Origin of the sequence: Thermodesulfatator atlanticus DSM 21156 (assembly GCF_000421585.1) — a bacterium.
Lineage (GTDB): Bacteria > Desulfobacterota > Thermodesulfobacteria > Thermodesulfobacteriales > Thermodesulfatatoraceae > Thermodesulfatator > Thermodesulfatator atlanticus.
In genome coordinates this window covers 1-11,731 of record NZ_ATXH01000015.1, presented here as the reverse complement: position 1 = coordinate 11,731, position 11,731 = coordinate 1, and the positions used below count along the sequence as shown (strand labels likewise).

Sequence of the window (11,731 nt, the reverse complement as noted above, 5' to 3'; positions counted from 1 at the left end):
CTTAACAAGAAAATTGGGGGCATAATGCCCCCTTTCTAAAATCATTTATGCCATCAAAAGAACATTACATGACACCGCCGCCACGGCGTGCAACCCTCTCGGTATAGATTTTAGAAATAACCGATGCCTCTCCACCAAGAAGGGCCTTGGTAGCACACATCCCGGCACAAAGTGGTGGCTTCCCCTCTGCAATACGGTTCTGGCCGTAAAGGCGTTTTTCTTCTTCACTAAACGTAGGAGCCGGACCACCCGCGCAAAAAGTACATTTGTCCATCACCCCACGTGCTCCAAAAGGTCCGGTCTTGGGAAACTGAGGCGCGCCAAAAGGGCAAGCCATAAGGCAGTAACCACAGCCAATGCACTTGGTTTTGTCGTGAAGCACAATCCCGTCTTCGCGCTTATAAATACATTTTGTGGGGCAAACTGCCATACATGGCGGATCGGCACAATGCATACAGGCAATTGAGATATTCTTTTCTCCGGGTTTTCCTTCATTGATAGTTACCACCCGGCGACGATTGACTCCTACTGGCACGTGGTGGCCCTCTTTACAGGCAACCACACAGCCGTAGCAAGCAATGCAACGGTCAGTATCACAAATAAATTTCATGGCCATGTCTGTTCCTCCTCATAAAAACTTGTAGAGGAGGGAAAAATTCCCTCCTCTTTATTTACGCCTTTTTAATACGGCAGAGACATTCCTTGGTCCCCTGGATCTGGGTCTTGATATCATAGCCGTAGTTCGTCACCACGTTTGCAGACTCACCGATAGCGTAGGGGACAAGCCCTTCGGGATAATTTCCGACCATAGAGCGTCCCATGAACATTCCGGCAAAGCTATACGGAATGAACACGGTCTTTTCGTCCACACGGTCAGTAATCTTGGCCTTTATTTTGATACGGCCACCCTCAGGAGACTCTATCCAGATCATCTCGCCATCACGAATGCCGTAATCATTAGCAAGCTTGGGATTAATTTCCACGTAAACTTCAGGCATGAGCTCTGCAAGGTATTTGTTACTGCGGGTCTCATCACCACCACCCATGTGCTGGACCACACGCCCTGTAATGAGCACAATCGGGAACTCTTTGGCGAGCTCTGGTTTTTGCTCACTCTTAAAACGCGTGTAAACACGGTAATGATCCGGTTTGTCCGGATAGGTGGGATATTTGGCGATAAGATCCGGACGCGGAGAATGCAAGGGTTCACGGTGTTTGGGAACAGGATCAGGGAAATTCCAGCAATAGCAACGGGCACGAGCATTACCAAAAGGCGCCATGCCGCGTTTAATGGCCTGTTTGATAACGTTTTTATCGGTCTTCCAGCCTGGGAACTCGGGATAGCCGCCCATGATTTCACTGCCAGGATTGGCTACACCCTCTGCGGCAAGTAGATTTTCGGTGCGGCCATCAGGATAAGTATATTCCGTCCCAAAGCGGGCCCTGAAGGGAAGCCCACCCTTGGCAACTGGCTTGGAAATATCATAGAGAATCGGGGTACCAGGATGCTCCTCAGTCCAGCATGGCCAGGGAAGCCCATAGTATTCACCGTCACACGGGCCTCCTTTAGCCTGAAGGGTGTCGATATCAAAGGTGTGCCAGTTGTCAGTGTGTTTTTTGATGCGTTCTGGCAACCAGCCACAAAGACCAATGGTCAAGCAGCCGTTGGCTATCTCGCGGGTAACATCATCGGGGATTTTTTTGATGTTCTTGAAGAATTTGTCCTCAAAGCCAAAGCGCTTTACGAATTCCTGAAGGATCTCGTAGTCGGTCTTGCTGTCGTACATAGGATCAACGACCTTGTAACGCCACTGGGCCTGACGGCAGCTGCTGGTCACCGAGCCTTCGGTTTCGTACTGTGAGGTAGAAGGAAGCACATAGACGTTGTCTTTTTCACACATCGCTGCGGTGGTATTGAAAAACGGATCAATTACCACCACGAGGTCAAGCTTATCAAAGGCCTTTTTAACCTTGTGATACTGGGACTGGGACTGTGAGGAAATACCCCAGAAAACCACCGCTTTAAGCGGGGTATATTGGGTGATTTTGTCTTCCTGAATTACGCCCTCATACCAGCGGGCCAGGGTAAAACCAGGTTTATTCATGTATTTTTTGTTGTAAAAGCGAGATTTCATCCATTCGTAATCCACACCCCAGACCTTGCACCAGTGCTTCCAGGCCTTGTCAGAAAGGCCGTAGTAGCCAGGAAGTGAATGAGAAAGCACGCACATATCAGTTGCACCCTGGACGTTATCGTGGCCACGGAAGATGTTTGTTCCACCACCAGAGACACCCATGTTACCTAGCATAAGCTGGAGGATACAGCAGGCACGGGTATTAGAGCTTCCGATGTGATGCTGGGTAATACCCATGCACCAGACAACTGTTCCAGGACGATGGTCAGCAAGAAGTTTGGCAATGCGGACCACTTCCTTTGCAGGAACCCCGGTGATATCTTCAACGACTTCGGGGGTGTAATGGGCAGCTTCTTTTTTGAGTTCTTCAAATCCAGCTACTCTCGTGCGCACAAATTCTTTGTCATACCACTCATTCTGGATAAGCTGGTTAATCAAGCCCATGAGAAAAGCAGTATCTGTACCTGGGCGGATTCTGATGTAGTCAGTAGCTTTAGCAGCAAGCTTGGTAAAACGCGGATCAACTACGATCACCGGCGCGTTGTGAACTTCTTTGGCGTAAAAAACATATTGCATGGCCACCGGATGGGCCTCGGCAGCGTTAGAACCAATAAAGAAGAAAAGTTTGGAATGACGCATGTCGTTAAAGTTGTTGGTCATAGCACCATAGCCCCATGTGTTGGCGACACCTGCCACCGTAGTGGAGTGTCATATACGGGCCTGGTGGTCTATGTTGTTTGTCCCCCAGAAGGCAGCTAGTTTGCGCTGAAGGTAGGCCATCTCTGTGGAGACCTTGGCGCTACCATTCCAGTGTACGGCGTCAGGGCCATATTTTTTGCGGATTTCAAGGAGTTTGCCGCAGATTTCGTCGAAGGCCTGCTCCCAGGAAATCTTCTTCCAGCGTCCGTTTTCGCGCTTAAGGGGATACTTCAGGCGCTTTTCGCTGTTGACCATGTCAATGGCACCGGCACCCTTGCAGCAATGCCCACCGCGAGACACGGGGTGATCCTGGGCGATTTCCTGGCGTACCCAGACGCCGTTTTCTACCTCGGCATAAATACCGCAGGCAACAGAACAATAGGTGCAGATGGTGCGAACGGTTTTGGACTGGCTGTAAGGAAACTTAGGGCTTTTAGCCTCAGCGGTTTGGCTCAAACGACCGCTTAAAGCAAGCCCGGTCAAAGCTGTGGTAGCTGCGGCGATTTTCAAAAAGGAACGCCGTGCTACCTTAGGGTTTACCGTAAACTTCTTACCAGAACGCGGGGCCTTTTTAGAAATTAATTTGCTGGCCGCCATGAAAACACCTCCTCTTATCTTTTCAAAGTTTCGTAATACTTACGGAAGGCCTCGGTTTCCCGATAAAGGATCTCGCCTTTGGCCGGGGCAGCTTCTTTCTTGGCACGGGCCTTTGCCCCGCCAAGCACAAGGGCTGCGCCAGCCACCACCATTGCCTTTTTGATAAAAGAGCGCTTTTCCCCGTCAATCTTTGCCATAATGACCTCCTTCGGGGTGTATTATGATATTCCTTCGGCAAAAAGCCTTTCTTCCAAAAGCAAAAACCCTTGAAGCATCTCGGCACATTTCTTGTAAAAGTTGGCTTTGGGATGGTTTTCTAAGGTTTTCTTAACCCCTGCGGCACATGGCTTAAGAAAGTTTTCAAAAATTTTTTCCTGATACCTGTTGTCTTTATAGACTTTCTTTTCAAGATTCTCAATTAAAATAGCCATTAAATCCAAGATAAAAACTAGGGAATCTTCGTTTTCTTTAAAATTTTCAGCACGTTTTATCCCCATTTCGCCTAAAATTTTGCGCAATCTAGCAAGAGTGGGGCCAACGGCTTTACCATCCAGATAGTAAGACGCTGTCAGGACAAGTGGCTTCTCAACAGCCGGATTTACAAAAAGTTCGTAATATTCATCCTGGAGATCAGAGACTTCGGCATTTTCAAGATGATTGCGCAGCTCCCGAATTGCCTTATCAAGGGGTTCGAATTCTGTCCCCTTTTCTAAAACTGCAAGAGCCTTGAGCCATTTTTCTTTAGTCTCGTTGGTAGGTTCCTCTAAAAAAAGCGACTTAATAAAGTCGTACATAAAAATACGGGCCTGGGCTAGTTCTGAAAGCGCCATTAGATATTCCCCTTCTCTAGCATTTTAATGGTGCGGCAATCTTCACAATAATCAAAGAGGTCTTCTATTTCTGCAAAACGTCCTTGTGCTTTGAGGATTTGTCTAACCTTTTCCACACTTTTGCGTGTGCCAAAGATCTTGCCACACTCCTTACAACGGGCAGGCTCTGTCTGAGAAAGGGCCTTGGGTTCAAGGAAATCTCTCGAAAGTCTAAGCCCTGCTTTTAGTTCCAAGGCCTTTTCCGGACAAATGGCCACACAGGCCCCGCATTGAATACAATAAACAGGTGTAAAAACAAGGGTATAGGTTTTTTCATCGCCCTTTAGCGCACCCGTCTGGCAAACATTTAGGCACGCCGCACAAAGGCTACATTTTTCCGCATCGCAAAAAACTTCCCCAAAATCAGGAGAAGCAATAATCTCTCCTTGAGAAGCATTAGTGCTTTCCCAGGCAAAAGAAAGAAGCTCTTTTAACAGCTTTCTCCTGTTATTAAAACTCTTAAAAGAAAAAGTTTCTTTAAGGGGATTTTTACCTTCCGTCTCGTTAGCGAGAGTTAAAAACTCTTCAGCGGAAATTCTTTTAAAAGGTAAAGTTTGCCAGAAATGCTTGGTTATTTCATTGGCAAGAAGCACTTCCTTGGCAAGGGAGTCGTTTTCTTCGGTAACCAGAATAACTTCTTTCGCACCACGGCACCAAAGATAAAGCAGGTGAACAGCAGTAAGCGCGTTGGGTCTGCCGTACTCCAAAAAGAAGGTCTTGGGAAATTTTTGGTTATTGCGCCACCACCAGAAATTCAAGAGATCGGACTCCTGTGCGATAATTATCCGCAAGTCGGTAAGAGGTATCTCGGAAAAGTATTCAAAAAAGCTTTGGTCGGAAAAGGGAGAAAACTCAAAGGCTCCAGAGGGACATGTTGCACAGCTTCCGCATCCTTCGCACTTGAAATGGTCAATGGAAATGCCTTCTTCTTTTCCAGTTATGGCCAAAGCTTTGCACGTCTCAATACATTTGGAACATCCAGCACCAAGGCGCCCGAAATGCTGACAAAGCCCGGGCCTTATCCTGATGAGTTCTTCTACCAGGTGCTCGCCCTGCAGGGTAAGAAGCTTGTCAAGCTCAGTAAGCGTAAAGATTTGTTCCCTCTCTTCTGGAAGTTCGATGGCAGGGTCTTCCAGAAAAAGAAGATAAGGGGCCTCAAGTTCAAGACTTTCATAGCGATGTAAGTCAATGGCCCCCTCCGGGCAGGCTGACACGCATTCGTTACATAAAGAGCAACGTTCAAAATCAATGTAAAGCTCAGGAAAGATTGCCCCTTCAGGACAAAGAGCCCCACACACGCCACAGTAGCTACATTTTTCTGGATCAATGGGAAGGCGCCTGGCAACTTCTACCAGGTAAACATCGCCTTTTTTGGCTACACGGACATCTTCAGCAACAAGGTGGTCAAGGGTTTTCGCACCAAGGGAAATGGTAAAAAGCTCAAGTAAGCCGCCGTATATTTCCTCAAACCTGGAAAGTTTTTTGGGGTCCTTGGAAAAAACAATAATCTTGCCGCGTTTATCAAGGGTGTATGTCTTTACAATATTTTCATTAAAGCGTCTTTTCTCAAGGAGGGCTATTTTTTCAAGAATAGTATGGTCAAAATCACCAAGAGTGGCATTAACCTTAAGAGTGGGGGAAAAAAGGGCTGTTTCATCCTGAATTTCGTTAGAAAACGCGGCTAAAAGGACGGCTTCTTCAGGAAACTCTTCTGCTGTTTTTAGCTTAAGCCCCGCCCCTTCTTTAGCCAGAAAAATTTTCATATTACAATTCTATATATTCTCAACTTTTTATAAAAACAAGCTATTATTTTTCAAAAAAATCTATGTATATCAAATAGAAAATTGAAAATATTTATAGAGACCTTGGCAAAACATCTTTTCTTAAGGCCCTTGCGGCTGTACTTGCAATACTGATCTCGGCAATTTTGCAAAGGTCTCTTAAAATGTGTCATCAACTTTGCCAACAAATCTTAAGGGATTAACCTTGAAACAGGTCTCTCTTTTCGAAAGAAAGCTTAAAAAGCTCTGGCCCGCCCAGGAAAGATTCCCCTTGAACACCGACCAGGGAAGCATCGAAGAGATCCTGCGGGAAGATATCCTTGCTTCGGGAAAGTTTACCATTATCACCGGCTACAGCTCCCTGGAACACCTCATCGCCTTTTTTGGCACCGAGATGTTTCCCAACCGGATTATCAAGATCGTGCTAGGCCACGAGCTTGACCTCCCGGAAAAGGAGCTCACCACTGCTTGGCCCAGGATAAATCTTGCGCAGGAGCTTCGAAACTACTGGCTTTCGCAGGGCATAAGCATCACCCTCTCCGGGGCCTTGATTAACTTCCTTACCGAACTAAAAGAAGACCGCATTCACTTTTACCTGGGTGAAAAACTTCATGCCAAAATCTACCTTGGAGAAACGCACGCCATCCTTGGTTCAAGCAATTTTTCCCGGGCCGGGCTCAAATTCCAGAAAGAGGCCAACTGTCGTTTTGCCAAAGATGACCCGCGGTATGCGGAAGTCTCCCTGATCGTGGAAAATTTTTTACGGGAAAGCCGTGACTATCAGCGTGAGATCATAGCGCTTCTGGAAGAACTCCTTAGGCCTACCACCTGGCAGGAAGCCCTGTGCTGGGCCATCTTGAAAATCCTTGAAGACAACTGGCTTAAGGAATACGAGGGTCTTTCCCAGGTGCTCAATAATTTGAAGCTGTGGCCTTCCCAGCGACAGGCCATAGCCCAGGCCCTCTGGGTTATTGACGAACACGGAAGCGTTCTCATCGCTGATCCCACCGGAGCCGGAAAGACCAAAGTAGGCATTGGGCTACTTGCGGTGCTTCAGGCGCGCTTTCTCCTGCGCCAGGAATATCACAAGGCCAAAAGCTTGATCATCTGCCCTCCTGGGGTGCGGGATTTCTGGGAAGAAGAGGCCTCTTACGAAGGCTTTTCTTTTCCGGTGGAAACAGTCTCCCACGGCCTTCTTAGCGTAGCCCATGGAGAAGGCGCAAGGCGGGCCCTTGCGCGCATGCGCCAGGCGGGCATCCTGCTCATTGATGAGGCCCACAACTATCTTTCGCGTTCTTCGCGGCGTTCACAGGCCGTGCAACTAAACAGCCAGGCCGAACACGTAATCCTTATGACCGCCACGCCCCTTAACCGCGGGGTAGAAGACCTTCTGCGCCTTATGGAAGTGCTCGGCCTTGATAACCTTTCAGACGAAGCCATTAACGCCTATCTTGAGATACGCCGCGAGCTTGAAAGGGGAAAAAGACTCAGTGCCGAACAATTCCGGCGCCTTAAGCGCTACGTACAGGTCTTTACCGTGCGTCGCACCAGAGAAGAACTAAACCGCCTGATAGAAAAGGAAAAAGAGGCCTATACCGACCGCTTTGGCCGCCCCTGCCGTTTCCCCAGGGAAAAGAGCATCCTTTACGCCACCGGTGAAACGGAAAAAGACCGCCAAATTGCCCTTGAGATAGAAAAACTGGCCCGGAATCTCGTGGGCTTTATCTGGCTTAAAAAGACTCTTGAAGACCTCTGGCAGGAAAAGTCCCCCTTTGACCCGGCCCAGTTAAACCCCCGTCTTACCGCGGCAAGTGCCCTTGCGCTTTTTAACGTAAAGGCCATGCTGCGCTCCTCAAGGGCCGCCCTCATCGAACACCTGGAAGGAACAGAAGCAGCCCTTAAAGAGTTCGACATAAAGGCCAAGTTTAAAGACCCCACCGGAGACCTTATTGCCCGCCTAAAAGCCATGAAAAACCAGTTTGAAGAGCGTTTTAGGCCCCTTCCCTCAGAAGAAGCCCCGGAGTTTTTAAGGGAAAAGCGGGGCTTTTTAGAGGCCCTTGAAAGGGAAATCGAAACCTACCAGGAGATAACCGCCTTATGCCGCAAGCTTTCCCCGGCAAGAGAAGAGGCCAAAGTTAAACTCATCAAAAGTCTTTTTGGGCGCCATGAGCTCATTTTGGCCTATGACAGCCGTCTTATCACCCTGGCCTATTTTGAAAAGCTCCTTGGGGAGAAGTTCCCTGAAATAACCACTATTTTTGTTACCGGCGGGCGGCCCAAGGAACGCCGCCTGCTTAAAAAGCTCTTTTGCCTGGGCTCACCAGCTAAAGGCGTGGTGGCCCTTTGCTCTGATGCCCTGTCTGAAGGGGTAAATTTGCAGCAGGCCTCAGCAGTGGTGTTCTTTGACCTGCCCTCGGTGATACGCATTGCCGAGCAACGCATCGGACGTATTGAGCGCCTGGACAGCCCCCATGAGGTGGTTGAAGTTTACTGGCCTGATGATTCCCCGGAATTTTGCGTTTCTACAGACAAGCGCCTGGTGGAAAGACATCTCATGGTGGAAAACATCCTGGGCTCAAACATCAGTATTCCCAAGGAATTTTTAAAGATCGTCCCGGGATGGCAAGAAGAACGCATCTCAGGGGAACTCATGCTTGAGCTCTACGAGCGGGAAAAAGAACGCGCGGAAAAGAGCTTTCGCGACGAGCTCGCCGATGTCTTTAAGCCGGTAAAGGATCTAGTTTATGGAAAAGAGCCCCTTGTCCCTGAAGAAGTGCTTGACTTACTCAAAGGAGTGCCAGATAAAACCGCGCTTATCAGTGCGGTGGCCGCCGAAAGCCCCTGGTGTTTTCTCTGCGTGCGGGGAAGTGAAAACGAAGTGCTGGCCCCGCGCTGGATCTTTGTAGAAGAAGGAAAAAGCCCTCTTACCGACATGCAACTAATATGCGCCAGGCTTCGCGAAAAACTAAAAGACGACCCTCCGCCTTTGGCCTGGACCAGGCAGGCTGACGAAGCCCTGGCTTCGTTTCTTTACCAGATAAAACGGGCAGAGTTTGACCTCCTGCCCATGAAGAGCAGAAGGGCCCTACTCCTTCTTAAAGATGTCCTTGAGTTTTACCTCAAAAAGGAAAGCAAAGATGAAGGCCGGCGCAAAGTCCTTGCGCAACTGAAAAGCGTACTTGATGATTACGCCCAGGAAAACCTTGACTTAAGGCAGCTTACCCGCAAGTGGCTTGAGACTATTTCGCCTATTTTGAAAGAGCTTGCCCAGGATCCAAGGCGCAAGACCCCACCGCTTTTGAAGGACGTAAGGAGATACCTGCGCAAACATCCCCTGGAAACCGAAGCCTTTGCCAGGCTCCTTAAAGAGGTGCGCACCGTAACTCCTTTAGAGAAGCGCATTTTTTCCTGCATCCTTGGGCTTAAGCAAAAATAGTCTTTGTAGTCCAGGCCATATTTTGAATAGTCATGTTGGGGGTACGAAGCGCCCCAAGCACACCTCTAAGTTGTTATTCTAAAGAAGCGAGAGCCACTGAAGAATCCTCTACCCAACACCGGGGCGAATACCCGAAGCATGAAAAGAGGGCTCCTTCAACATAAATGCTTTAAAGATCCCTTACGGCACGAAAGAAGGGGGCCAGACTTTAAAGTTCATGGAAGACCAATATGTTGACTTTATATCTCCTTTCTCCTACACTGTACGAAAGTAATACAACTGGAGAATGTAATATGTTTATCGTAAAAATTACCTCTAAAGGTCAGATTACAATTCCGGCGGGATTAAGAAAAAGGCTAGGAAGTGAACTTTTAGAAGTGGATATGGTAGGTGAGGAGATAATAATGCGACCTATCAAAAAACCCGGCGGAGCCTTAAAAAAGTATGCCCTAAAAGATAAGAGCATAGATGAAATAATGAGAATGGAAGAAGACGTTGCAAAAAATGAATTTTCCAAAAAACATAACGATTATTGATGCCAATATCGTACTTAGGTATCTCTTAAAGGACCATGAAGAATTTTATAGAGAAGCTGAAGCTCTGTTTGACAAGGTTTTTTCTGGTAAAAAGAAGGTTCTTTTACTTGATGCTGTTATTGCTGAAGTAGTTTATGTACTATCCGGGCTCTATAACGTCAAAAGGCACGAGATAGCCCAGGTGCTTAAAGAGCTTCTTATGGCAAAAGGCATAAATGCGGCGGATAAAGATATTCTTTTTGATGCCCTGAAAATGTTTGCAGAAAAGAATCTAGACTTTGTAGATTGTCTCATATGTGCTTATGGTAGCAGATATCCAGTGATGTCCTTTGACAAAAAAGTCAAAAAGTGCATAGATGAAACAAACAGGAACGAATCCTGAGGGGGAATTCTCTCTCCCCAGTGAGCTATCCTGGCCATTCTCCATCAATAAAAGTTACAACCTCAGAGACCTTTGAAAAAATGGGAAGATCGGTGTTGCAAGCACAACCGATCCTTGACTGGACCTTAAAAAATGTTTTGCAAAGGTCTCCTATGGAACTTCTATCAGCGGTGAAAGGATAATTGGGATATACAAACCGCCCAAAAATGGGATCCGTTCCTATTTTTAGGGGGAAAGTTGCCATGGAACCAGAACCTAGGCTAAAAAGTGATTAAGCCGTATAACAAACCGTAAATCCTTCTAGGAGCAAAAATAATGAAAAAGCTTCCCGTAGGAATTCAAAGTTTTGTGGAAATCCGCACAGAAAACTATTAATACGTAGATAAAACTCCCTTCGTGAAAAAACTCGTTGAAGAAGGAAAGTACTTTTTTCTTTCGCGCCCAAGGCGTTTTGGGAAGAGCCTTTTTCTTGATACCCTGCGCCAGGCCTTCTTGGGAAAACGCGAGCTCTTCCGCGGGCTTTTTCTGGAAAATAACTGGGACTGGTCTAAGAAGTATCCAGTGGTCTATATCTCCTTCGGGTCGGGAGTAATCAGGTCTCAAGATGAGCTTGTGGAGACCTTTTTTTCTATCTTGAGACGCCATGCTGAGAAATATCAAATATCGTACCAGGAAAAACTTCCGAATAAGCGCTTTGAGGAACTTATTTTGCGCCTTAATGAAAAGCACAACCAAAAGGTCGTGGTACTTATCGACGAATACGACAAGCCCATCCTTGACAACATTCACAAACCGGAGCTCGCGAAAGAGATCCGCGAGGAATTGAAAAATTTCTACTCCGTGCTCAAAGACGCAGACCCGTATCTCAAGTTTTGCTTCCTCACTGGCGTTACCAAGTTTTCCAAGGTTTCGATTTTTTCAGGACTGAATAACCTCAAGGACATTACCATCCATCCCGGCTATGCCACCATCTGTGGCTACACTCAGGAAGAATTTAAAAACACTTTCGCCGACCGCCTGGAAGGCATTGATCTTTCTGAGGTGCGCCGCTGGTATAACGGCTACTCCTGGCTGGGAGAACCTGTTTACAATCCCTTCGATATTCTGCTCTTTCTTGATGCCAGGGAGTTCCGTCCTTACTGGTTTGAAACAGGTACGCCTACTTTTTTGATAAAGCTTCTCACTGAGAGGAAGTTTTTTGTCCCTGAGCTTGAGCACCTTGAGGTAGGCGAAGAACTGGTAGAAAGCTTTGAGATAGAAACCATTAAGCCTGAGACCATTTTATTTCAGACGGGT

General features: G+C 47.3%; 8 protein-coding genes and 1 pseudogene. 4 read left to right on the top strand and 5 right to left on the bottom strand.

The genetic code is table 11. The annotated features are described in order from the left end of the window. Positions 1-64: 64 nt before the first annotated feature. The 5 genes from fdh3B to H528_RS0107060 are packed head-to-tail and all read right to left on the bottom strand — an operon-like array spanning position 65 to position 6,063. Positions 65-616, bottom strand: a complete 552-nt coding sequence (fdh3B, locus tag H528_RS0107085) for a formate dehydrogenase FDH3 subunit beta (RefSeq protein WP_022853635.1) — start codon at positions 614-616, stop codon at positions 65-67. Between the two features lie 55 nt (positions 617-671). Further along, on the bottom strand, positions 672-3,431 hold the full coding sequence (locus H528_RS0107080; RefSeq protein WP_084677675.1) for a molybdopterin-dependent oxidoreductase: 2,760 nt from the start codon (positions 3,429-3,431) through the stop codon (positions 672-674). 14 nt (positions 3,432-3,445) lie between these two features. Then, positions 3,446-3,628, bottom strand: a complete 183-nt coding sequence (locus H528_RS0107070) for a hypothetical protein (protein ID WP_022853634.1) — start codon at positions 3,626-3,628, stop codon at positions 3,446-3,448. Positions 3,629-3,649: 21 nt separating this feature from the next. Next, a complete protein-coding gene (locus H528_RS0107065; RefSeq protein ID WP_022853633.1) occupies positions 3,650-4,261 on the bottom strand; it encodes a TorD/DmsD family molecular chaperone in 612 nt (203 codons plus the stop codon). Next, positions 4,261-6,063 carry a 4Fe-4S binding protein gene (locus H528_RS0107060; RefSeq protein WP_022853632.1) on the bottom strand — a complete coding sequence of 601 codons (1,803 nt, stop codon included), beginning with the start codon at positions 6,061-6,063 and terminating at the stop codon, positions 4,261-4,263. The genes H528_RS0107065 and H528_RS0107060 overlap by 1 nt, the downstream gene beginning before the upstream one ends. Before the next feature lie 223 nt (positions 6,064-6,286). On the opposite strand from H528_RS0107060, the gene H528_RS0107055 reads away from it, so the two are divergent. The 4 genes and pseudogenes from H528_RS0107055 to H528_RS13820 form a co-directional block, all read left to right on the top strand. Beyond that, positions 6,287-9,517: an SNF2-related protein gene (locus H528_RS0107055; RefSeq protein WP_022853631.1), complete on the top strand. Its 3,231-nt coding sequence runs from the start codon at positions 6,287-6,289 to the stop codon at positions 9,515-9,517. Between the two features lie 293 nt (positions 9,518-9,810). After that, on the top strand, positions 9,811-10,053 hold the full coding sequence (locus tag H528_RS0107050) for an AbrB/MazE/SpoVT family DNA-binding domain-containing protein (RefSeq protein ID WP_022853630.1): 243 nt from the start codon (positions 9,811-9,813) through the stop codon (positions 10,051-10,053). Further along, on the top strand, positions 10,022-10,435 hold the full coding sequence (locus H528_RS0107045) for a type II toxin-antitoxin system VapC family toxin (protein ID WP_022853629.1): 414 nt from the start codon (positions 10,022-10,024) through the stop codon (positions 10,433-10,435). Before H528_RS0107050 ends, H528_RS0107045 begins: the two co-directional genes overlap by 32 nt. Positions 10,436-10,750: 315 nt before the next feature. Next, positions 10,751-11,731: pseudogene (locus tag H528_RS13820) on the top strand (ATP-binding protein); the annotation flags it as partial.

Excerpts from the sequence above, each read along its gene's own strand:
- H528_RS0107060 (WP_022853632.1), bottom strand. The coding sequence starts at position 6,063 with ATGAAAATTTTTCTGGCTAAAGAAGGGGCGGGGCTTAAGCTAAAAACA.
- H528_RS0107065 (WP_022853633.1), bottom strand. The coding sequence starts at position 4,261 with ATGGCGCTTTCAGAACTAGCCCAGGCCCGTATTTTTATGTACGACTTT.
- H528_RS0107050 (WP_022853630.1), top strand. The coding sequence starts at position 9,811 with ATGTTTATCGTAAAAATTACCTCTAAAGGTCAGATTACAATTCCGGCG.
- fdh3B (WP_022853635.1), bottom strand. The coding sequence starts at position 616 with ATGGCCATGAAATTTATTTGTGATACTGACCGTTGCATTGCTTGCTAC.
- H528_RS0107070 (WP_022853634.1), bottom strand. The coding sequence starts at position 3,628 with ATGGCAAAGATTGACGGGGAAAAGCGCTCTTTTATCAAAAAGGCAATG.
- H528_RS0107045 (WP_022853629.1), top strand. The coding sequence starts at position 10,022 with ATGAATTTTCCAAAAAACATAACGATTATTGATGCCAATATCGTACTT.